The following is a 23,195-nucleotide window of genomic DNA, read 5'->3' on the forward strand; positions in this document are numbered from 1 at the left end:
TCAATCCGTCAGGCGCGTCACGCCCTCCAACTCACAGGCATAGATGGCGTTGCGCAGGGCGGCAATCGCCTCGTAGCGGGTGAAGCTGCGGCGCCATGCCAACACCACGCGACGCGTGGGCGGCTCGCCCTCAAAGGGCACGAACACCACATGCGGATGCGGCTCGACCGGCACCGACAGACGCGGCACCACGGTCACCCCCATGCCCGCGGCCACCATGTGCTTGATGGTTTCGAGCGACGAGCCCTCGAAGCTTTTGCGGATGCCTTCGGTGGCGCTGGAAAAGCGGGCGAATTCGGGGCAGACCTCCAGCACATGGTCGCGGAAGCAGTGGCCGGCCCCGAGCAGGAGCATGGTCTCGCGCTTGAGCTCTTCGGCCTCGATGGATTCACGCTGCGCCAGCGGATGGCTGCGCGGCACGGCCACGAGGAAAGGCTCGTCGTACAGCGGCGCGACAGCCAGGTTGGTGTCCGGGAAAGGCTCGGCGAGGATGGCGCAGTCCAGCTCGCCCGCGCGCAGCATTTCCAGCAACTTGGCGGTGAAGTTCTCCTGCAGCATCAAAGGCATCTGCGGCACCCGGCTGATGGCCGAACGCACCAGTTCGGGCAACAGGTAGGGCCCGATGGTGTAGATGACGCCCAGGCGCAGCGGGCCGGCCAGCGGGTCCTTGCCGCGCTTGGCGATTTCCTTGATGGCCTGCGCCTGCTCCAGCACGGCCTGGGCCTGGCGCACGATCTCCTCGCCCAAGGGCGTGACTGTGATCTCGGCGCTGCCACGCTCGAACAGCTTGACGTCGAGCTCGTCTTCCAGCTTCTTCACCGCCACCGACAGAGTGGGCTGGGAAACAAAGCATGCTTCGGCAGCGCGCCCGAAATGGCGCTCGCGGGCGACGGCAACGATGTAGCGGAGTTCGGTCAGGGTCATGGTGCGCACATTGTGCGGCATCCCGCACGCCCCGCACCACAGGTCATCACGGTTCTCGCCAGCACACGGACGGGATCGTCCACCAAGATCAAGCCTTCAGGTACTCGGACTTGTGCCCCAGCCAACGCCCGACATGGCGCTGGGCCGCCCCCGGATGGTCGCGCAGCAAGACCTCGGCCACCTGCCGCGCCCGTGCCACCAGAGCCTCATCTTCGTGCAAGTCGGCAAAGCGCAGCATGGCGGCGCCGGACTGGCGCGCCCCCATGAACTCGCCCGGACCGCGGATCTCCAGATCGCGGCGCGCGATCTCGAAGCCATCGGTGGTTTCGGCCATGGCCTTGAGGCGCTGCTTGCCCGAGTCGGACAGCGGTGAGGCGTACAGCAGCACGCACACGCTGGCGACGGCGCCACGCCCGACCCGGCCGCGCAACTGGTGCAGCTGACTCAAGCCGAAACGCTCGGCGTGCTCGATCACCATCAGGCTGGCGTTGGGTACGTCCACCCCGACTTCGATCACGGTGGTGGCCACCAGCACCGACAACTCGCCCGACGAGAACTTTGCCATCACCTCGGCCTTCTGGGCCACCGGCAGGCGACCATGCAGCAGCCCCACCCCGAAGCCTGGCAAGGCTTCACTCAGGTCCTGATGGGTCTGGGTGACGTTGCTCAGGTCCAGCGGTGGGCGCTTGGCGCTGTCGCGCCCGGCCACCTCGTCTGCCGCCTGATCGCTGTCTTCGGTTTCGTCGATCAGGGGGCAGACCCAGTACACCTGACTGCCTTTGGCAACCTCGTCGCGGATGCGCTCAATCACCTCTTCGCGGCGGCCGTCGGCGAAGACGCGGGTGACGATGGGGGTGCGCCCCGGCGGCAGCTCGTCGATGGTGCTGACCTCCAGATCGGCCAGGTAGGTCATCGCCAGCGTGCGGGGGATGGGCGTGGCGCTCATCATCAGCAGGTGCGGCTCCAGCTCACGGCTTTGCAGCTTGCTGCGCAACTGCAGGCGCTGGGCGACGCCGAAACGGTGCTGCTCGTCGATCAGGGCCAGCCCCAGTTTCGCAAACTCGACTTGGTCCTGGATGACCGCGTGCGTGCCGACCACGAGCTGCGCCTCGCCCGACGCGACAGCAGCCAGTTGCTCACGCTTGACCTTGGCCTTGAGGCTGCCCGTGAGCCACGCTACCTTGATGCCCAGGGGCTCCAGCCAGTCGACCAGCTTGCGAAAGTGCTGCTCGGCCAGGATCTCGGTGGGCGCCATCAGAGCGCATTGCCAGCCGGCGTCCATGGCCACCGCGGCAGCCAACGCGGCCACAACGGTCTTGCCGGAGCCCACATCGCCTTGCAGCAAGCGGTGCATCGGCACCGGGCGAGCCAGGTCGGCCGCGATCTCGGCGCAGACGCGCTGCTGCGCGCCCGTCAGCTGGAAAGGCAGCACCGCCAGCAGGCGCCCGGGCAGCCCTTGGGCGTGGGCTTTCAACACAGGCGCCTTCAGGTGCGCACGCTCGGCGCGCGCCTGCATCTGCGAGACCTGTTGCGCTAGAAGTTCCTCAAATTTGAGGCGCTGCCAGGCCGGGTGACTATGGTCCTCCAACGCGGCCAGCGAGGTGTCCGGGCTGGGGTGGTGCAGGAAGTGCAGCGACTCGCGCAGGCTGGGCAGTCGTGGCGGCAACAGGGACGGCGGGATCAGCTCATCCAAGGGTGCCCGCGCCAGACCCGCTGCCACCGCCTTGCGCAGGTAGGCTTGCGGCAGGCCCGCAGCGGTGGGGTAAACGGGGGTGAGCGCCTGGGCCAAGGGGGCGCCTTCTTGCACGATGCGCACCTGCGGGTGCACCATCTCACGACCGAAAAAGCCGCTGCGCAACTCGCCCCGCACGCGCAAACGCACGCCCGCGCCCCAGCTCTTTTGCTGCGAGCCGTAGAAGTTCAGGAAGCGCAGCAGCACCTCGCCCGAGCCATCGTGCAGGCGCACGATGAGTTGGCGCCGCCCGCGGGCTTCGATCCGGTTGTCACGCACCACGCCTTCCACTTGCACGGTCTGGCCGTCGCGGGCGTCGCGCAGCAGGGTCAGGCGGGTCTCGTCCTCATAGCGCAGCGGCAGGTGCAGGGCCAGGTCGATGTCGCGCTTCAGACCCAGGCGCTCCATCGCTTTCTGCGGCGGCGAACGCTTGTCGGCGGCCGCAGGCTGGCCCGTGCGCGCCTTGCCACGTGCAGAAGATGTCGGAGAGGGGGCTGCTGCCTCGTGCGCCACGCTGAATTCGTTGAATGGATGAGAGCAATCGCCATTGTGCCCGGGCAACTGCCCGCGCGCCCCCGCGTCTGAGCGGGCCTGCGCCCTGCCGAGTCACCCCAGAGCTGGGCAGATGAAGGACAATAGCGGGTTTCCTTGGCACGGGACCCGTCCGTCCCTCAATGGCATGACCGCTTCTGCTTCCGGCTACACCCTCAGCGATTTCGACTTCGAGCTGCCGCCCGAACTGATCGCCCAACACCCCGCTGCCGAGCGCAGCGCCTCGCGCCTGCTCGATGGCCGGGGCCCCACGCCCGTGGACCGCGTATTCCGCGACCTGCCCTCGCTGCTGCAGCCGGGGGATCTGCTGGTGTTCAACAACACGCGCGTCATCAAGGCGCGCCTTTACGGCGCCAAGCAGTCCGGCGGTGCGGTCGAGGCCCTGGTCGAGCGCGTGCTGCCCAACCACGAGGTGCTGGCCCACATGCGCGCCAGCAAGTCGCCCAAGCCGGGCAGCGTCGTGCGTTTTGCGGATGCGTTCGACGCCGAGGTGCTGGGCCGGGGGGGCCCCGACGGTGGGCTGTTCCACCTGAAGCTCTCGGGCGACCCGTTCGAGTTGCTGGAGCAGCATGGCCATGTGCCCCTGCCGCCCTACATCACCCACGCCGACGATGCCGACGACGTGCGCCGCTACCAGACAGTGTTCGCCAAGGCCCCCGGCGCCGTGGCCGCCCCCACCGCGGCCCTGCACTTTGACGACGCCTTGCTGGCCGCTCTGCGCGAGCGCGGCGTGTGCACCGCCGAGGTGACACTGCACGTGGGCGCCGGCACCTTCCAGCCCGTGCGCACCGACAACCTGGCCGAGCACAAGATGCACAGCGAATGGTTCGAGGTACCGGCCAGTACCGTGGCCGCCATCGAAGCCACCAAGGCGGCGGGCGGGCGCGTCATCTCGGTGGGCACCACCACGCTGCGCGCGCTGGAGTCGGCCGCGCTGCACGCCCCCGCCGGCCAGATACTGCAAGCCGGCAGCCGCGACACCGACATCTTCATCACACCGGGCTTCCAGTTCAAGGTGGTGGACCTGTTGATCACCAACTTCCACCTGCCCAAGAGCACCTTGATGATGCTGGTGAGCGCCCTGGCCGGCTACGAACACATCCGTGCGCTCTACCAGCATGCGATCGCGCAGGGCTACCGTTTCTTCAGCTATGGCGATGCCATGCTGATCGATCGTCGCGCACCATGAACACGCTGCTGCGCCTGGCCTGCTGGTGCCTGCTGTGGCTGGCAGGTACGGTGATGGCCGCGCCCAAACTGGTCATCGACACGGCCACGTTGGCGCCCGGCACCTGCGCGGAACAGCGCCTCGGCCGTGGCGTGACCTTGCCCGATGACTGGCGGCAACTCGGCATCCACCCACCTGCCGTGTACTGTTACCGCGCCCAGCTGATCCTGCCCGCCAAACCGCAAGAGCCCTGGGCCCTGCGCATTGACCGTCTACCGGGCAACCACCGCATCACCGTCAATGGGCACCCCTTGTCCACGCGCCACATGCAAGGTGACCAGATCACCAGCATGGCCCCGCTGCCCTACCTGACGGAGTTGCCGGTCAACGTGCTGCGCGATGGGCACAACGACATCGCCATCGATGTGCGCATGAACCCCTTCCGCAAGCCGGGCATTGCCCCGATGGAGGTGGGCATCCTCAGTGAGATGCGCGACGACTTCGACCGCACCGTGTTGCTGACGGTTGAATTGCCGCAGATGCTCAACATGAGTGTGGCCGGCATGGCGCTTTTCGTGCTCTTTGCATGGCGCTCGCGCCCTCGTGACGTCATCTTTGCCTACTTCGGCTGGATGATGCTGATCATGTGCGGTCGCAATGGCCTGTACTTCATCGAAACCATCAGCTGGCCCACGCCCGTGGTGGACTGGCTGTTCTTCGCCACCCACTCCGTGACGACCTACTTTCAGGTCATGTTCGGACTGGCTTATTCCAACACCCGCATCAAGAGTCTGATCAACCCGCTGCGCATGGTGGGCTTCGGCGTGCCACTGATGGGCCTGTTTGCCATGGGCACCCCGTATCTGGACGTGCTCCGCCTCATCGCTTACCCGCTGATGATGGCCGGCGGCGTGCTGGTGGTCTACAAAATCATTCAGACAGCCTGGACCCGCCACTGGATGGAAGCCTCGGCCATGACGCTGGGCCCATTGGGCACCCTGGTCAGCATGGCCCACGACTACCTGTTCCTGACGCCCTACCTCGACGTCACCGACCTCTACTGGACCCCCTACTTTGCCCCCATCATCTTCCTGGGCTTCGCGCTGACCTTGATGAGCAAGTTCATCGAGGCCATGAACCTGGCCGAGCGCATGAACATCACGCTGGAAGAGCGCGTGGCCGACCGGACCCGTGCGCTGGAAGTCGCCAACCAATCGAAGACCCGCTTCCTGGCCGCCGCAAGCCACGACCTGCGCCAGCCCACTGCCGCCATCGGCCTGTTGGTGAGCTTGCTGCGCAAGCAGGCCACCGAGCCCGAGGTCAAGGAATTGACCAACATGCTCGACGAAGCGGTGACGTCCATGGAGTCGCTGTTGGTGGGCCTGCTGGACATTTCACGTCTGGATGCAGGCGCGGTGAAACCCGAGTTCCAGTCGGTGAGCATGAGCGATGTCTTCCAGGCTGTGAAGGTGCACGAGGAAAGCGCCGCAGCCGCCAAGGGGCTGGACTTGCGCTTCCGCTTGCCCAAGCGCAGCGACGGCAAGCAGTTGATGGTGCTGACAGACCCCATGCTGCTGCACAGCGTCTTGCGCAACCTGGTCGCCAACGCCATCCGCTACACCGAACGTGGCGGCGTGCTGGTCGCCGCGCGACGCCGCGGCAAGCACCGACTGCGCATCGAGGTGTGGGACACCGGCATCGGCATCGCCCCTGAACAGCAAGAGCGCATCTTCGACGAGTTCTATCAGGTGGGCAACGCGGCCCGCGACCGCACCCGGGGCATCGGCCTTGGGCTGGCCATCGTGCGCCGCACTGCGTCCATCCTGGGTGAGCAGATCACCCTGCGCTCGGTTCCGGGCAAGGGCTCCTGCTTTGCCATGGAGCTGCCTCTCAACCTCGCTCCCAAGGCCCAGGCGCCGGTCAAGGAAGCCGAAGCTCACCCCCTGTCCGACCGGGTGATCTGGCTGGTGGAAGACGATGTGCTGCTGCGACGCGCCCTGGGCGAGATGCTCCATAGCTGGGGGGCCCATGTACGCACCTGGTCTGATGGCGAAGCCCTGCTCGACGAACTGCCTCACCTGCTGACCCATGTCGACCCCGAGCAACTGCCCGACACCCTGATCACCGACTACCGACTGCCCGGCATCGACGGACTTCAGCTGGCTCAGCACGTGAGCCTGCAACTGCGCGCGCAGGACGAGCCGACCAAGCCCTTGCAGACCCTCATCATTTCCGGCGACACCAACCCGGCCGAACTGGCCCGCTTCGACGAGTCCGGCCTGGCTGTGCTGGCCAAACCTTTCCGCAGCGAGCGCCTGCTGGAGCACCTGCACGCCCGTCGTCCGGCGCTTGTCAAAGCCTGAGTGCCCCTCGCACGCCCCCTTGAGACCCATCCCATGCTGAACTTTGAACTGCTCAAGACCGAAGGCGAAGCCCGCCGCGGCCGCCTCACCCTGAACCACGGCGTTGTCCAAACCCCCATCTTCATGCCGGTGGGCACCTACGGCACGGTCAAAGGCGTGATGCCCCGCTCACTCGAAGAAATGGGCGCGCAGATCATCCTGGGCAACACCTTCCACCTGTGGATGCGCCCGGGGCTGGACATCATGAAGCAGTTCGGTGGCCTGCACAAATTTGAGTCCTGGAACAAGCCCATCCTCACCGACTCGGGCGGATTCCAGGTCTGGTCTCTGGGTGAGATGCGCAAGATCAGCGAAGAGGGCGTGCGCTTTGCCTCGCCGGTCAACGGCGACAAGCTCTTCCTCACGCCCGAGATCAGCATGCAGATCCAGACCATCCTGAACTCGGACATCGTCATGCAGTTCGACGAGTGCACGCCGTACTGGAAGGGTGACAAGTCGCTGGGCCACATCACCACCGAGAAGGAAGCCCGCGCCTCGATGGAGCTGAGCCTGCGTTGGGCCAAGCGTTGCCAGGCCGAGTTCGATCGGCTGGAGAACCCCAATGCCCTGTTCGGGATCGTGCAAGGCGGCATGTTCGAGCACCTGCGCGAAGAGTCGCTGGCCGCGCTGGCCGACATGAACCTGCCGGGCTATGCCATCGGGGGCGTCAGCGTGGGCGAGCCCAAGGACGAGATGCTGCGGGTGATGAACCACATCAGTCCCAAGCTGCCCGCGAACAAGCCGCGCTACCTGATGGGCGTGGGCACACCCGAGGATCTGGTGGCTGGCGTGGCCACCGGCGTGGACATGTTCGACTGCGTGATGCCCACCCGCAATGCGCGCAACGGCCACCTGTTCACCCGCTTCGGCGACCTGCGACTGCGCAACAGCCGCAACAAGGCAGACGAGCGCCCGGTGGACGAGACCTGCAGCTGCTACACCTGCCAGAACTTCAGCCGCGCCTACCTGCATCACCTCGACCGCTGCGGCGAGATGCTGGGCCCGATGCTGACCACCATCCACAACCTGCACTACTACCTGAACCTGATGCAGGAAGTGCGCGATGCGCTGGACGCCGGTCGCTTTGCCGCCTTCCAGCAGCAGTTCGCAGCCGACCGCGCTCGCGGCGTCTGAGCCACGCGCCACAGCAGGGGTGAGCCGCCCGGGTTCAGCCGCGTGGCCGGCTCACCCGCACGGCATCACCAGAACTGCCAGTTCCCGAACACCACCACCCAGGCACCCAGCACCCCATTGGTCACGGCATGCGCCAGAATGGGGGCCCACAGGGTGCGGGTGTAGCGGTATAGCCCCGCATAGATCAAGCCTGCCACCAGAGCCGCCAGCCACTGGTTGTGCGCGAGCATGAACACGAGCGACGACAACAGCATGGCCCGCCACGTCACCGCGCGCGGATCCATCGACTCGAAGTCCGGCTTGTCGACCCAGCGCATCAGGTAGGAACGCCAGAACAGTTCCTCCATCACGGGCACCAGCATGGCCGCGCCAACCCAGCGCACAATCACCAGGCCCCACAACAACTCGCCGTTGTCGTCCACCGGACGGAAGCTGGCGCTGGGCTCACCCAGCAACATCCAGGGCTCCGTGAGCCACACCCACAACATGAAGACGCCCACGCCCACGCCGACCGACAGCAAGGCGTGCCAAAGCGACAAGCCGGAACCCCGGCCCAGCTCGCCGTAGCGCCGCCAGAAGTACGCCAGGCTGCCCCCCACCACCAACACCGACACGCCATAGAGCCAGCGCGGATCGAGCCAACTGCCCTCCGCGACCGGCCAGTTCGCCCGCAAGGCCAGCAGGGCCATGAACAGGGCGAAAGGGATGACGCGCGCCCAGGCCGCGGGTGAGAGCAAGGATTTCATCAAGTCCACAGGAGCAATCGGAGTGCCGGGATTCTGCCACCCCCACCCTGACCTCGTTCAAGGACTGGGCTCATCCAGCAGGGCTTGCACCCTCACTTGGAGGGCTTCGGGCGTGACCGCCTCGGGTGACAAGGGCTCGCCCACCACCAGGCCAATGCGGTTGAACAGCCCCCGGCGCAAAGGACGTGCCATCGCGGCCCCATCGATGCGCGAGAAGCTTGACCCCCAGAGGTTATGCAAAGCCGCCGGGATCACCGGCACCGGGTCCGAGGCAAGGATCTTCATGATGCCGGCCTTGAAAGGCTGCATGCGCCCATCCTTGGTGATGGCTCCCTCCGGGAAGAGGCACAGCAGATCGCCATTGCGCAGGACCTCACGGGCGCGATCGAACGCCTGCTCATAGGCCTGCGGGTCTTCCTTCTGCGGTGCGATCGGGATGGCCTTGACGGCGCGGAAGAACCAGCCGATGCCCGGCGTCTTGAAGATGCGGTGGTCCATCAGGAAGACCATCGGACGCGGACTGCAGACGCCCAAGATCACGGCATCGACAAAGCTGACGTGGTTGCATACCAGGATGGCCGCGCCCTCGGTGGGCAGGTGCTCGTCACCGCGCACCTTGAGGCGGTACACCACCCGCGTCACCACCAGCATCACCAGGCGCACGATGTACTCGGGCATCAGCCAGAACACATAGCCCACCACCAGGATGTTGAGCAAGGCGGTGGCGCCGAACACCTGCGGGATGCTGAAGCCAGCGCCCAGCATCGCCCCGGCCATCAGGCTGCTCACGATCATGAACAGCGCGTTGAGGATGTTGTTGGCGGCGATGATGCGCGCGCGGTGGCTGGGCTGGGCGCGCAGCTGGATCAGCGCATACATCGGCACGCTGTAAAGGCCGGCACTGAAGGCCAGCAGGGCCAGGTCGGCCATGACGCGCCAGTGCGCGGGCTGGGCCACAAACTCGCCCACCGTCAGCAAGACACCTGCAGCAGGGGGGACCACCGCCTGTGACGCCAGGTACAGATCGAACGCAAAGACCGTCATGCCCAACGCTCCGATGGGTACCAGACCAATCTCGACATGGCGGTGCGAGAAGGTTTCGCACAGCAGCGAGCCCACCGCGATGCCGACCGAGAACACCACCAGCAGCAACGATGCCACCTGCTCATTGCCGCCCAGCACATCCCGCGCGAACGAGGGGAACTGCGCCAGAAACACCGCGCCGAAGAACCACATCCACGAGATGCCCAGCAGCGAGCGGAACACGCTGGGGTACTGACGTGCCAGTTGCAGATTACGCCAGGTCTCGCTGAAGGGATTCCAGTTCAGCTTCAAGCCCGGATCGGATGCGGGCGAGACCGGGATCCGCGCCGAGGTCAGCCAGCCCAGCACGGCCACGCCCAGACAGGCCACCGCGACCCAGTGCGCCCCGGTCTGGGGGATGCTCATCAACAGGCCGCCACCCACATTGCCCAGCAAAATGGCGACAAACGTGCCCATCTCGACCAGGCCATTACCCCCAGTGAGTTCGCGCTCGCTGAGGTGCTGCGGAAGGTAGGCGTACTTCACCGGCCCGAAAAAGGTCGAGTGCAGGCCCATCAGCAGCACACAGGCCAGCAGCAGCGGCACCAGCTGGAACCAGAAGCCCAGTCCGGCCAGGGCCATGATGCCGATCTCCAGCAATTTGACCGCCCGCATGATGCGCGCCTTGTCGTACTTGTCGGCCCACTGGCCGGCCGTGGCCGACAACAGCACGAAAGGCAGGATGAACAGGGCCCCGATGACCAGGCCGGCCATTTGCGCCGGCAACCAGCTGACCTGCAACTGGTAGGTCACGAGCACCGTCAGGGCAAACTTGAAGAGGTTGTCGTTGGCAGCCCCCAGAAACTGGGTGAAAAAGAAGGGTGCGAACCGCCCCTGCTTCAACAGGGCAAACTGTCCCTCGTGGGCTGTTGGCACGTCCTTCACCATGTCCATCCTCTGTGTTCGTTTCGCGCACTGTAAAGGCAAGCGTCATGCCCCCTGATCCCACCCCGCGCCTCTTCCTGGCCCTGTGGCCGGATGACGACACCCGCACCGCCTTGCTGGCCTGGCAGCAGGCGCAGACCTGGCCCGCCACGGCCCGCCTCACCCGCCCTGACGATCTGCACCTGACGCTGCATTTCATGGGGGCCGTGCCCCAGTCTGCGCTGACCGAGCTCAAGCATGCCTTGCCAACACCCGAGGCGACGGTGAGCCTGTGCCTGGACCACCTCGACGTGTGGCCCAACGACGTGGCCGTGCTCTGCCCGACGGTCACACCGCCTGCCCTGCTGGCCATGCATCGACAACTGGCCGATGCGCTGAGGCAGTGTGATCTGTCGGTCGAGTCACGGCCGTATCAGCCGCATGTCACGTTGGCGCGTCGGGCACGGGGACTGCAGCCGCACGCCTTGCCAGCGCTGCGCTGGACCACACGCCACTACGCCCTGGTTCACTCCTCACGGGGCTACCACCTGCTGCAGCACTACGGCTGACCGGTGCGCTCACACTACGGCTGCAGGCGCGACAGCACGGCCTCGGTGTCTTCACCCAAGGTGGGCGCCCGGCGCGTGATGGCGCCCGGTGTGCGCGACAGCTTGGGCACGATGCCCGGCACCTGCACCGTGAGTCCATCGGGTGTGGTCACCGGCACGATCATCTCCCGCGCCTGGTAATGGGGATCGGCGGCGATGTCGGCCGCCGTGTAGATGCGCCCCACCGGCACGCTGGCGGCGTTGAGCACCTCCAGCACCTGCGCCACCTGACGCGTGCCCGTCCATGCGCCAATGGCGGCATCGATCTCGGTCACGCGCGCCACCCGACCTGGGTTGCTGGCCAGTTGCGGATCGGTGGCCAGGTCATCACGTCCGATGGCGATCATCAGTCGCTTGAAGATCGAGTCTCCGTTGCCACCGATCACCACCATGCCGTCGGCACAAGGATAGGCATTGCTGGGCGCAATGCCGGGCAGCGCCGAACCGGCAGGTTGACGCACGGCTCCGAAGGCGCTGTACTCGGGCAGCAGGCTTTCCATGCAGTTGAACACCGACTCGTACAAAGCGACGTCCACCACCTGGCCCAGGCCCTTGGGCGCATCACGGCTGGCGCTGCGCTGGCGGGCCTGCAAGGCCAGCAAGACACCGATGACGCCATGCAAGGCGGCCAGCGTATCGCCCAGGCTCACCCCCGCACGGACGGGCGGGCGACCGGGCTCTCCATTGAGGTAGCGCATGCCGCCCATGGCCTCGGCCACCACGGCAAAGCCAGGACGGTCGCGGTAAGGACCCGTTTGCCCATAACCGCTGACGCGCAACATGATCAGCCCCGGATTGCTCCGGCTGAGCACCTCGTAGCCCATGCCCCACTTCTCCAGCGTGCCAGGTTTGAAGTTCTCGATGAGCACGTCGGCCTCGTCAATGAGGCGGCGCACCGTGTCTCGACCAGCCTCGGTACGCAGGTCCAGCACCACGCTTTGCTTGTTGCGGCTTTGCACCTGCCACCACACGCTGGTGCCGTTGTGCAGCATGCGCCACTGTCGCAGCGGATCGCCTCCGGCCCCGCCCTCCGCAGCAGGTGGCTCCACCTTGATGACCTCGGCACCAAAGTCGGCCAGGGTCTTGCCGGCAAATGGACCCGCAATCAACTGGCCCAGTTCAATGACCTTCAGTCCAGCCAAGGCCTGAGGCGGAATCTGAGGCGGTGCCTCAGTCGACATGGAGGGGGAAACAGGCGTGCTCATGGCGACGATGTTAAACCCAGGCCCCTGCCATCCAGATACAACAAGGGCCCCACGCAGGGGCCCCATCATCACAAGGCATCACTCAAGGCTTCGACTTGAGCTCAACCGCAGCCGTCGGCACCGGCGCTTGCACTGGCGCAGGATCCGTCACGAAACCAATCTTGCTCAACCCAGCCTTGGAAGCATCGGCCAGGGTCTCGGCTACCGCACCATACGGCACCGTCTTGTCGGCGCGCAGATGGATCTCAGGCTGTGTCTCCTTCTGCCCCTCGGTCACGAACCGGGCGGCAGCCTCTTCACGGCTGAGTGCTGCGCCATTCCAGTAACGCACGCCGTTGGCATCGATCGACAAGTCGATCTTCTCGGCCTTGGCAGACATCACCTGCGCACTGGCCTTGGGCAGGTCCAGCTTCACCGAATGGCTCAACAGCGGCGCGGTCACGATGAAGATCACCAGCAACACCAACATCACGTCGATGAGCGGCACCATGTTGATCTCGGACACGGGCGCGCTGTTGCTCTTGCTGTCAAAACTGGCAAAGGCCATGGCTCAATCCTTTGAAAGCAGCATCAGGCGGCGTGGCCGGACTTGACCACCCGCACGGGAGCAGCCTGAGCGGTCGACGAGTCGCCCTCCACACTGGTCTTCAAGGTCTGACCGGTCGACAGGAACGTGAACAGCTCGAAGGCAAACGCGTCCAGACGTGCGCCCCAGACGCGGTTGCTGCGGGTCAACCAGTTGTAAGCCATCACGGCCGGGATGGCGACCGCCAGTCCCACACCGGTCATGATCAGGGCCTCACCGACCGGACCGGCCACCTTGTCGAGCGTGCCGGCACCGGTCGCACCGATCGCCAACAACGCGTGGTACACCCCCCACACCGTACCGAACAGCCCCACGAAAGGGGCGGTGGCCCCGATGGTGGCCAACACGCTCAAGCCACTCTCCATGCGCATGGTTTCCTCATCGAGCACCTTCTTGATGGTGCGGGTCAGAAAGTCCTGTGCGCTGCCGGCCTCTTCCAGCTTGGCCGCGCCGTAACGGGCATGGTGCGCCTGGGCATGCATGGCGTGCGCCGTCAGGTGGGCAAAGGGCTCATTGACGCCGTGGGTGGCAATCTCGTTCTGCACGGCCTCCAGCGAGGTCGCGTTCCAGAAGAAATTCAAAAAGGCCTGGCTGCGACGCTGGCGCCGGAACAAGCCGACCCCCTTGATGACAATCAGCGCCCAAGAAATCAGCGACATCACCACCAGGATGACAAACAGCCCCTGGCCGACCAGGTCGGTCTGGGCAATGAAGTGCGTGAAACCCAGCTCGGGTGCCGATGCAACAGGCACAGCAGCAGGCACGGCAGCAGCGATATCGGTCATGGTCAGTCTTCCAGATTGAATGTCAGGGGGGCGGTCACCCACACCTTGCGGGCTTGCCCGTCCTCCAGGTGCGGCTGAAAGCGCGCTTTCTTCATGGCCTGCACCGCTTGCTGGTCCAGGCGCGGGTAACCCGATGAGCGGGCGACCTCGATTTCTTGGGGGCGTCCCTGCTCGTCCACCAGCACCTTCAGGCGCACCACGCCCTCCTCACCCAATTCACGGGAGACGCGGGGATAGCTCAGCATGGGCTCCAGCAGGTAGCGAACGGCCGACGAAGGCAGCACCTTGGGCTGTGTGGACGCGCGGCCAACCTGCCCGGCTGGCGCGGCCGTCACCGCCCCGGCCGGCGCAGCCAGCGCGGCAGGGGCAGCCTGGGGCGCTGGTGCTGCCTCGGCAGGCGCCTGAGGCGCAGGCTGCACAGGCGGAGCCACAGGAACCTGCATGTCTTGCGGTGTGGCCGGGCGGGGCGCAGCCACCAAGGGCGGCGCCGGGCGCGGCAGCGGAGGCGTGGGGCGGGGCTGCACCACCGGCACCGGGGTCGGTGCCACCGGCTGCGTCACCGCTGGACGAACGGCCTGAGTCTGCGGCGCATCGGCAATGAGCGTCACGGTGATGGGGGCAGATTCGGCCATCAGGACCGGTTCGGGCGCCAACTGCCAGAACACCAGCGCAGCACTGGCGTGCACCACCAGCACGGAGACAGCCAGACCCACACGCTGCAGGCGTGTGAGCTCGACTGGCGGCCGCAGCAGCTGGGGCGAAAGCGGGAGCGCGAACGAATTCATGGGCCGTAGCTTAACACATCAGTTGCAATTGCGAATCACTCGCATCTGATTACGTGAGGCCATTCACAACCAATTACCTTTGCCCCCTCTTCGGGTGATCGCTTGCTGGCGGTGCCCATGGAATGATGCCTGACGCGCGCCGCGCGGGCCCTGCGCCCAGGCAGCCGCACCTACAAACAGGGATGTCATGGAAATGGAAGTCTTGCTGACGCCGCTGGCCGCGCACGCGCCTTGCGGCGACGATCTGTCGTTCTCTTCAGAGTTCGACACCATCAATGAAATGCGGCGCGCGGACGACGCCACACTCAATCAAGGTGAATGGGTCACCAGCCTGAAAGTGGCAGACTGGCTCGGCGTGGCAAGGACCTGCGAAGCATTGCTGGGCACCCGAACCAAAGACCTGCGTCTGGCCATGTGGCTGACCGAGGCCTGGGCCCTCACGCAGGGCTACGCCGGCCTGGCGCGTGGCTTGCGCGTGTGCACCGCATTGTGCGAGCGCTACTGGGAGCCTCTGCATCCGGTGGCCGACGACGGCGATCACGAGCAGCGCATCGGCAACATGCGCTGGCTGCTGCAACGCGTGGTCAGCCTGGCCACCTCACTGCCGATCACGCAGTCTCGCAAAGGTGCCGTCTACAGTCTGCACGACCTCACCCTGGCTCGCCAGCACGCGGCACGGCTGGAGCGCGAACCCGACGAGGCCGCCCGCACCGGCAGTGACCGAATCACGCCAGAGCAGTTCCAGCGTGCGCTGCGCGACACCCCGGTTGACACGCTTCAGAGCACACTGGCCGCCGCCCGCGAGTGCGAGCAGGACTTGCTCGCCTGGCAAACAGTGGTCGACAGACACCTGGGTGACAACGGTCCGAGCTTTGTCGCCGCCAAGGAGGCTCTCTCGCAGGCGGTGCATGACATCGAGCGACTGGCCCGGGAAGTGGGCGCACTTCACGGTGAGGTGAACGAGGCCAGTGCACCAACGCCCCCTGCCCCGGAAGCAGTCAGCCCGGGACACGCGGGACCGGGCCCCCTCGCCGTCGGTGGCCCCCTGCAAACACGCGCGCAGGCCTTGCAGCAATTGCGTGACGTGGCCGGTTTCTTTCGACGCACCGAACCACACAGCCCGGTGGCTTACCTGGCCGAGAAGGCCGTCAAATGGGGCGAGATGCCCTTGCACGAGTGGCTCAGCCAGGTCATCAAGGACCAAGGTGCCATGTCGCACCTCGAAGAGTTGCTGGGGCTGGACAAGCCCACTGGCGACCACGGCTGATCTCACCCATCGGGGCTTGCGTGCAGCGATGCACGGAGCCAGGGCGGCCCAGCGGGTCAACACCGCGCCATCAACTGCCCACACGGAACTCGATGCGGCGATTGCGCGCACGCCCCTCATCGGTGGCGTTGCTCGCCACCGGCTGATCCGGCCCCAGACCGGACGTGCTCAAGCTGTCGGCACGCAGTCCCTTGCTGACAAGGTAGCTCTTGACGGCCTGGGCTCGAGCGAGGGACAAGCTGACGTTCGAGGCATGGCTCCCCTGCGCATCGGTGTGCCCGATGACCTCGAAACGGCGCCCCTGCAAACGCGCCATCGCCGCTGCCATCTCATCGAGGATCAGCAAACCTGCGGGCCGCAGCACCGCACTGCCGGGCTCGAACTCCACGATGCGATTGGCCAGCGCCTGGTCCACCACCGCCTGCTCCTGTGCCGCCACGCGCAGGCCGTTGCGCACGGTGTAGGTCGGATTGAGCGACTGTGCCATCTCGCTGGCCAGTTGCTGGCGCACGGCCTCATTGCCCACCTCCCCCTTGAGGTCCACAGTCTGCCCCTGGATGCTGAGCTGGCCGTGGCTGACCTGCTTGAGCGCTGGCGACAGCAGCTTTTGCACATGCTGTGACCACTGCGGCGGCGCAACCACCGAGCCGAGCGACAGCTGGTCCACCACACGCTCCGCCCCGTAGAGTTCACGCAAACGCGAGATCACCGCCACCCGTGTGGCCTCATCTGGCACCGTGCCAGCCACCACCACCTGCCCCGGCCCCTGTATCTGTGCCCCGCCGGTGGCTTGCGCCCCCACCCAGGCCGCACACAGCCCCAGCCCGACGAGCACACCCAGGCGCACCCCATGCATCCATTTCACCGCTTGCATCACATCAGACTCCGAGAAACACTTCCTGATAGGTGGCCAAAGCCTGCGACAAGGACAGACCAGGATCACGCAGGTAGTTCGACAGCTTGCGCAAACCGTAATCCGTCTGCACCTCGTCCTCCACCCATTCGGCCTGGTTGACACTGACCGCCTCCTGGGCAAGCGTGTAGGGGTCAATCAAGGTGCTCAGCGTGGCCGGCGAGGCCCCCTGGAAGCCAATCACAAGATGGGTGAGTCCCTCATGGCTCACCAGGTAGAGCCCCAACTCCACATCGTGACGGCGAAAGAAGCCCAGCACCAGAGACAGCCAGAATGCCGCCACCGATCCGCGCAAGCTCGCGTCGTGGACCAGGGGCAGGCACAGTGCCTTGCTCAAGCGCCCGGCCCCCTGACTCATCACCGGCTGCAAAAGCAAGCCCAACGCCAGCGTGGCCTGACGCACGCACACCTTGGCGCCACTGGCCGCGAGCATCTGCTCCAGACTGGCCACCGTGTGGGTATCCAGAAACTCCTGCAGGACACCGCGTGCCACCGACTCTGGCACGTCATGCGACACGGGTGCCTGCAGGCTCGCTTGTGCGTGGGACAGATCGGTGGCGGCATGCGCCACACCGGATACCTGATCCAGACGCCCCCAAACCCGAGCCAGGGCCACAGGCGCAACATCCGGAAAGGTCCGTGGCGTGACAACGTCGAACGAACAGGCGGTGATGAAAGGAAAGCGCCGCCCCGAGGTGTCCTGGCTGGCGCGCCAATGGCCAGCCAGTCCCACGCGACTGGCGGTTCCCAAAATGGCGAACTGCACAGGCGGGGCAGCGTCATAGCGCAGCTTCCAGCGAGGATCGGTGGCCAGACGCTCCATCGTCTGAGATTGCCAACGGTCCAGATGCTCGATCAAAGCACCATGATGGCTGCTGCGCACGAAGTCACCGCGCGAGGGCAGCTTGCCGAAATACAGCAGCTCATGGTTGACAGGGGCCGACGCGCTCACAAGGTGCCCTCCGCCGCCACCGGTTCGACCGGGCCGGCAATGATGGCAGGCAAGTTGCCCAACCCTGCCGAAGAAGCTCCCCCTGTACCAGCAGCCTGGGCCACCGGTTGAGCGGTGGGCGCATCGGCATTCGAAATGATGCGCAGTTGCACTGCCACGGCCGTATCGGACTTCGCCCAGCGCAGCTCGAACACCCCATCGTCCACGCGCTTGCGCTGCGCGGAATTGATCATCTTCTCCAGCCCAAAGCGCCCCGGCTCCTGAAAGAAGGTCACGGGGGTGCCGTCATAGGTGACCCCTGAGATCTTCACTCCCGGCGTGCCCGGACCGGGCCAGACAAAATGGGTCCAGCTGGCCTTGCCATTGCGATAGCGCAGTGCCTGACCATCGACCTCGATGGTGTACTCGGTCAGTCCCGGCACGGCCTGTGGCAGCATCTGGAACACCGTTTGCACCTCGGCCGCGCTACCGCCCGCCGCGCCCCCCGCCGACGTGGCAGACTGCCCGCCCAGCGGCGCCATCCAGGCTCCGACACCGCTCACAAACTCGGGCCTCAGGCGCACCCCCATGTCAGCCCAGGTGCGTGGCGTGATGCTGTCACCGCGCTTGAGCACGAGCGCACCCAGAGACTGCTCGACGAACTTGCTCACAGCCCCTTCTGCCCCGAAGACCTTGGCCACCTCCACCGGACTGGCCTCCATGCGCGCCTGTCGGTCAAACGGATATTTGTTGGCCAGGGTGCGCTGATAGGGCTCGAACACCTGCGCCATCCACACGCGGTTGAGCTCGGCTTCGGCCGGCTTGACGATCACGCCATAAGCCTGCATCAAGGGGCGCACCAGGATCGGTCGCAGGGCATTGCGTGCGGGCTCGCTGAGACCGTTGAGCAACTGCTCGTCCACCAGCTTGAGCGCCTCAGCCAGTTCCCCACTGCCCTCCAGTGTTTCCACCATGAACTTGCGTGACGCAGGCCCCGCATCGCCCTGGGTCTTCATCTGATTGAAGCGTGAGCGGATCTTGGAGAGTGCCTCCAGATAATGCCGAATCAGTGGCTCCTGCCCTTCACGCGGCATCATCAAGCGGTGCAAGCTGGCGAACTCCTGCCCGATCGGCCCCATCGGGATCTGCGCGTCCTTGCCCAATGTGAGATTCACGTTGACCGGCGTGGGGCTGGGCGTGACGCTCAGGATGCGTTGCTTGAACCACTCCAGGAAACTCTTTTGCCCCTTGGCCAAACGCTCGTTGACCAGAGAGGGGTTGTCCCATGAGGTTTGATCGTACAAGGTGTGCAGCAGCACGCCCACGGGCGAATTGCTGGGATCGCCCAGACGGTTCATGTGCAACACGGCCTGATCGAAGCTCGCAAAGTCGTGCACGGTCAGACCCTGCATGAACTTCTGCCACTCTCGCACGTACTCTGTCTTGTAGAGGTGCGTGAGCGCCTTCTGAATCTGCTCCGGACTGCCCTCCAGGGTGAGGTCGTCGGCCGCGGCTGTCTTGAGCACCCAGTCCGACGATTGCAACTCGGTGTGCGCAGCGTTCTGGATCGCGTCCTTCACGTACTGCTCCCAGGCTTCACGCGTGAAGGCGCCCGAAACCGCATGACTGCCGGCGACGATTTGACGATCGCCCTCCGTGACGAACCGGGTGACGGTGACCGGCGCAAAGCGGGTGGCGGCGCGGGCTTTGATCTCGCTGTAAACGCGCTCACGAGCGGGCATGCCCTTGACGACGCGACGCAGGTTCTCGCGGGTCTGGTCCAGCAAGGTGAGGTTGAGTTCCTGTTGCGGGAAATCCGGATCGCTCATTTGCGCCAAGGCAAAGGACATGATGCGCTCGGCCCGCTGAATCAGTTGCTCGCGGGGCATGGCACCACGGTTGGCCTCCAACCAGTTCCGCCAAAAACGCGTGAGTTGATCGCTCATGTGGCCGGCCTCCAGCCGACTGCGATCACCCAGCATCAAATAGGCTTTCAGCGCGTTATAGGCCTCGGTGACGTTGGTGCTGGAAGCCTGGGTGTAGGCCACACCGCTGGTGGTCGCCACCCCGGACGTTACCGATGCAGTGGTTGCATTGCCCGGGGCGGCAGATGTGCTCACCAACATGACCCCTGAGGCGGCCCCCACAGCGGGCATCGCCGCACCGGCATCTGCCACGGCCATCCCGGGCGATTCGGCGGCACGCTGCAAGGGACGCAACTCCGAGGCATGGGTATTGACCTCCGTGAGGTAGCCGGCGATGGCCTGGGCGGCCGGCTTGAGCATCACCGACTGCAGGCCGTGAAAGTACTCCTCCTTGAGGCGGGCCTCGATGGTGTCTCCCTGATAGAGACCCAAACCAATCGACCAGGGGCGCTCGCTGCGGTAGCGCTGCATCTGCTCCAGACGGTCTTGCAGAATCTCCAGCGCTTCCAGACGTGACTGCAGGTCCACCCGCTGTTGCTGAACCTGCTGCGCTTTGAGCAGGTCTGCCTGCACATGGGCCACCAACTGTCGGTTGCCCATGTAAGACCAGGTCCAGCCGGCCAGCACGGCTCCCACCAAGGTCAGACCACCAAAGAAGGCCGCATAGCGCAGCCGCAGTTTGTGACGGCTGGTGTACTGCTTGACCAGATCACGGTCAGCAAAGATGACGCGCGAGAACAGCTCTTTGAGGAAGAAGCCACTCTGTGAGTAGACGGCAGCGGCCGGCCCCTGCTGGAGCTGCAGGCCAAACTGCTCGGCCACACGCTCGCTGGCACGGCTTGTGGACTGCCCTTCCTGCACGGCGCTCGTGAAGTAGAAGCCGCGGAAGATGGGGCGGAACTGATAAGGGTTGTCCTCGAACAGTGTGTTGAGGAAGGTTCGCAAGGCGGGCTTGAGCGCAGCGAACTCCAACGGGAACGTCAGCACACCCGGGGGCAACTGCTCTCCCCGGTGCAGCGACATGCGCGCCACCGAGGCATCCTTGAGGCCTTGATAGAGCAGATCGAACTGTTGCTCGAACTGCGCGATGACGTCGCCTCTGCCAGTGGTGTCGTAAGGCAGGGTGGCGCCCCAGACCTTGTCACGTTCGCTGCGCTCGCGGTCTTCGAAAAAATCCACGAACCCCGCGATCAGATCGGCCTTGGTGAACACGACATAGACCGGCGCAAAGACCTCCAGCTTTTCGGTGAGCTCCTGGACACGCTGGCGCAGCTTGCGCGCCAGGTCAATCGCGAACTCGGGCTTGTTGGCGCCCAGCTCCGCCACGCTGACGGCAATGATGACGCCATTGAGCGGCGCTTTCGGGCGATGCTTCTTGAGCAGGGACAGGAAGCCCAGCCACTCCCCACGGTCTTCTTCATGCACCGAGTAACGGCCTGCGGTGTCCAGCAAGATGCCTTCGGTGGTGAAGTACCAGTCGCAATGGCGCGTGCCTCCGATGCCCTGGATGACGTTGTCGGTGTTGTCCGCAAAGGGAAACTTCAAACCCGACTTGACCACCGCCGAGCTTTTGCCCGCAGCCGGGTTGCCGATGACAGCGTACCAGGGCAGCTCGTACAAGGCGGCTGAGCCCGAGGTCTCGCCCAGGCGAGAGGTCTTGATCAGCTTGACAGCCTCTGCCATGCGTTCGCGCACAGCGGCCACTTCATCCTGGCGCCCGGCGCTGGCAGCTTCGCGCACGGCTTTGTCGGCCTCGTCGGCCATCGCCTGCTCGAGGGACTGCGCGGCACGCTGCGCCCGCCAGCGGCGCACGCCCCAGACGATCAACCAGGCCACCAGCAGCAGGCCCAGCACCGCGCCCACCCAGATCAACCCGACCTTCATCGTGTTGGCACCCAGCAGGAGCAGCCCGGCCAGCGCGGCCACGCCGATGACCGTCAAGGTGCGGGAGTCAAGGAGAAATCGCCAGATTCTTTGCATGGGAACATCCAGATCATTCAGGCTGCGTCAGGGACGGCCTGCAGGGGTGGCATCGGCGACAAGGCCACAACCACGCGTTCATGAGAAGACTGCACCAGGGTGGCCACGGCCACGCGCTGCGCTTGTTCGCTGGCCCGCAGGGCCGCACAGGCCAGCGCTGTGGGCACCAGCGCCCGCGCCACGCCCAGGTCACCACAGGCCTCTCCCACCCGCGTCACTTGCTGCACAGGGTCGAGGTCTGGGAGCACGTCTTGCAGGGTTTCATACAGTTCGCCGGTGCGGCTCGCGCGATGATCCGCATCGGAGACCACCACCAGCCCCTCGGGCGAGGGAGAGGTCCGCTGCAGCAACTCGGTGAAGACCGCTGTCAAGGTGCTGCAACCAATCCGACCGGCGGCATCAGCTGACTTGTCACGCCGGCCGCAGATCGGCCTCCACAAGCGCATCGCCTCGGGCACCTGCGCTTGCAACTGCGGCCACATGGGATGAGCCAGTAACAAAGCCGCAGCCCCCTCCCCCGGCACGCGACCGGTCTGATGGAGCGCGGTGAACAATTCGCCCACAGCCTGCATGTGATCGACCCGATCGGCATCGATGGCGCTGTCCACGGCCAGAATCAGCAGCAGTTCGGGGCGGGACTCACGCGTCCATCGGAGCAGGTGCTGGTCGATCTCGGACCACAAGGCCTCGGCGTGGGTGAGCGTGTTGGTTTGCCATACCGGAGCGTGCGCCGACACCGCGGTGGTCCAGTCCTGCAGCACCGTGCACTGCCCCTGCAACCAGACGGTGGCCGCGTCGCGGTCGGCCTCCTGCCAATGTGAGGGCCACAGCACTCGCACCGTGACGCGCGGACGCCGCGCCTCACGTGACGCCGCCAGCGCAGGCGACATGGGATGGGCCACACCAGCGAGGTGTGCCTTGCCCACTGACTGCTCCTCCAGTGCCGGCGCATGAAACGCCAGGTCGCTCGACGCTTGCCCCTGCGCATGGTCTGCGTGCAAGCCAGAGAGCACGTCAAGCACCCGGTGCAAGGGGGCTTCGACCAAAGCCAATGCACGCAGCACGGCCGGGGGTAAACCACCCTCGTCCGGATGCGCCAGTTCGCCGTGTGCCAGCAGCCAGTCATCCAGATCGATGTCGGGCACTCGGGCGGTGAACACAGGCAGTCCTTCCAGGTCTTGCAAATGCGCATCCAGATCCGGTCGCACCACGCCGGCTTGCAGGCTGGACCAGGCGGTGTCACTGTCGACGCCCGCTGGCAGGTGCACCGCTTCGGCCAGCACCCAGGCCGAGGCCTGACGTTGTGCCTGTGCCTCGGCCGACAAGCTCGCTTCGGCAGCCTGCTCGCCTGGTGTGGGTGCACGGATGCCAGGCATCGCGGCCGAGTCGGCCACGGACGTCCGCAAGCGCTGCACACCCCATATCCCAGCCAGCAAGCCTCCGGTGAGCAGCAGCGGCAGCACCAGCAGTTGCAGGACGATGTCGCCCATGCCGATGTCGCGCTCGGCGTTCTGCCATTGCCAGATGGTGACCAGCCACACGATGGCGGCGATCACCAACCCCAACCCCAGCACTTTGAAAATCCTGGCCATGCTCTGACTGCCT

General features: G+C 65.6%; 17 protein-coding genes. 5 read left to right on the top strand and 12 right to left on the bottom strand.

Annotated elements, in window-relative coordinates; translation table 11 throughout:
* A complete protein-coding gene (locus WIT60_RS07865; protein WP_339583381.1) occupies positions 1 to 924 on the bottom strand; it encodes a LysR substrate-binding domain-containing protein in 924 nt (307 codons plus the stop codon).
* 88 nt (positions 925 to 1,012) lie between these two features.
* On the bottom strand, positions 1,013 to 3,064 hold the full coding sequence (recG, locus tag WIT60_RS07870) for an ATP-dependent DNA helicase RecG (protein WP_445207674.1): 2,052 nt from the start codon (positions 3,062 to 3,064) through the stop codon (positions 1,013 to 1,015).
* Between the two features lie 271 nt (positions 3,065 to 3,335).
* Here recG and queA point away from each other — a divergent pair, with 271 nt between their 5' ends.
* From queA to tgt, 3 genes are read left to right on the top strand one after another with little or no spacing between them, the layout of a single operon-like run.
* Entirely contained in the window at positions 3,336 to 4,397 is a 1,062-nt protein-coding gene (gene queA / locus WIT60_RS07875) for a tRNA preQ1(34) S-adenosylmethionine ribosyltransferase-isomerase QueA (RefSeq protein ID WP_339583383.1), read from the top strand.
* A complete protein-coding gene (locus tag WIT60_RS07880) occupies positions 4,394 to 6,739 on the top strand; it encodes an ATP-binding response regulator (protein WP_339583384.1) in 2,346 nt (781 codons plus the stop codon). The genes queA and WIT60_RS07880 overlap by 4 nt, the downstream gene beginning before the upstream one ends.
* A gap of 33 nt (positions 6,740 to 6,772) precedes the next feature.
* Entirely contained in the window at positions 6,773 to 7,912 is a 1,140-nt protein-coding gene (tgt, locus tag WIT60_RS07885) for a tRNA guanosine(34) transglycosylase Tgt (RefSeq protein ID WP_339583385.1), read from the top strand.
* A 65-nt stretch (positions 7,913 to 7,977) separates the two neighbouring features.
* On the opposite strand, the gene WIT60_RS07890 is transcribed toward tgt, so the two are convergent.
* Positions 7,978 to 8,658 carry a CAAX prenyl protease-related protein gene (locus tag WIT60_RS07890; protein ID WP_339583386.1) on the bottom strand — a complete coding sequence of 227 codons (681 nt, stop codon included), beginning with the start codon at positions 8,656 to 8,658 and terminating at the stop codon, positions 7,978 to 7,980.
* Positions 8,659 to 8,715: 57 nt separating this feature from the next.
* On the bottom strand, positions 8,716 to 10,635 hold the full coding sequence (locus WIT60_RS07895) for an MFS transporter (protein ID WP_445207671.1): 1,920 nt from the start codon (positions 10,633 to 10,635) through the stop codon (positions 8,716 to 8,718).
* 38 nt (positions 10,636 to 10,673) lie between these two features.
* On the opposite strand from WIT60_RS07895, the gene thpR reads away from it, so the two are divergent.
* Positions 10,674 to 11,174 (top strand): RNA 2',3'-cyclic phosphodiesterase, encoded by a 501-nt coding sequence (thpR, locus tag WIT60_RS07900; protein ID WP_339583388.1) that lies wholly within the window; start codon positions 10,674 to 10,676, stop codon positions 11,172 to 11,174.
* Positions 11,175 to 11,188: 14 nt separating this feature from the next.
* Here the strand turns inward: thpR and WIT60_RS07905 are convergent, their stop codons facing one another.
* The 4 genes from WIT60_RS07905 to WIT60_RS07920 form a co-directional block, all read right to left on the bottom strand.
* The gene (locus WIT60_RS07905) at positions 11,189 to 12,394 is read right to left on the bottom strand and encodes a CaiB/BaiF CoA transferase family protein (protein WP_339583389.1); all 1,206 of its coding nucleotides are present in this window, start codon (positions 12,392 to 12,394) and stop codon (positions 11,189 to 11,191) included.
* A 106-nt stretch (positions 12,395 to 12,500) separates the two neighbouring features.
* The gene (locus WIT60_RS07910; protein ID WP_339583390.1) at positions 12,501 to 12,965 is read right to left on the bottom strand and encodes an ExbD/TolR family protein; all 465 of its coding nucleotides are present in this window, start codon (positions 12,963 to 12,965) and stop codon (positions 12,501 to 12,503) included.
* A gap of 23 nt (positions 12,966 to 12,988) precedes the next feature.
* Positions 12,989 to 13,789 carry a MotA/TolQ/ExbB proton channel family protein gene (locus WIT60_RS07915; RefSeq protein ID WP_339583391.1) on the bottom strand — a complete coding sequence of 267 codons (801 nt, stop codon included), beginning with the start codon at positions 13,787 to 13,789 and terminating at the stop codon, positions 12,989 to 12,991.
* Positions 13,790 to 13,791: 2 nt separating this feature from the next.
* Positions 13,792 to 14,574, bottom strand: a complete 783-nt coding sequence (locus WIT60_RS07920; protein ID WP_339583392.1) for an energy transducer TonB — start codon at positions 14,572 to 14,574, stop codon at positions 13,792 to 13,794.
* Between the two features lie 187 nt (positions 14,575 to 14,761).
* On the opposite strand from WIT60_RS07920, the gene tssA reads away from it, so the two are divergent.
* Positions 14,762 to 15,841, top strand: a complete 1,080-nt coding sequence (tssA, locus tag WIT60_RS07925) for a type VI secretion system protein TssA (protein ID WP_339583393.1) — start codon at positions 14,762 to 14,764, stop codon at positions 15,839 to 15,841.
* A gap of 70 nt (positions 15,842 to 15,911) precedes the next feature.
* On the opposite strand, the gene WIT60_RS07930 is transcribed toward tssA, so the two are convergent.
* The 4 genes from WIT60_RS07930 to WIT60_RS07945 are packed head-to-tail and all read right to left on the bottom strand — an operon-like array spanning position 15,912 to position 23,182.
* A complete protein-coding gene (locus WIT60_RS07930) occupies positions 15,912 to 16,715 on the bottom strand; it encodes an OmpA family protein (RefSeq protein WP_339583394.1) in 804 nt (267 codons plus the stop codon).
* Between the two features lie 4 nt (positions 16,716 to 16,719).
* Entirely contained in the window at positions 16,720 to 17,706 is a 987-nt protein-coding gene (tagF, locus tag WIT60_RS07935; protein ID WP_339583395.1) for a type VI secretion system-associated protein TagF, read from the bottom strand.
* Positions 17,703 to 21,590: a type VI secretion system membrane subunit TssM gene (tssM, locus tag WIT60_RS07940; RefSeq protein WP_339583396.1), complete on the bottom strand. Its 3,888-nt coding sequence runs from the start codon at positions 21,588 to 21,590 to the stop codon at positions 17,703 to 17,705. Before tssM ends, tagF begins: the two co-directional genes overlap by 4 nt.
* A 17-nt stretch (positions 21,591 to 21,607) precedes the next feature.
* Positions 21,608 to 23,182, bottom strand: coding sequence for a hypothetical protein (locus WIT60_RS07945; RefSeq protein WP_339583397.1), 1,575 nt, complete (start codon positions 23,180 to 23,182; stop codon positions 21,608 to 21,610).
* Between the last annotated feature and the right edge of the window lie 13 nt (positions 23,183 to 23,195).

The sequence above is a fragment of the Aquabacterium sp. G14 genome, from assembly GCF_037482285.1.
In the GTDB taxonomy this organism is placed as follows: domain Bacteria; phylum Pseudomonadota; class Gammaproteobacteria; order Burkholderiales; family Burkholderiaceae_C; genus Aquabacterium.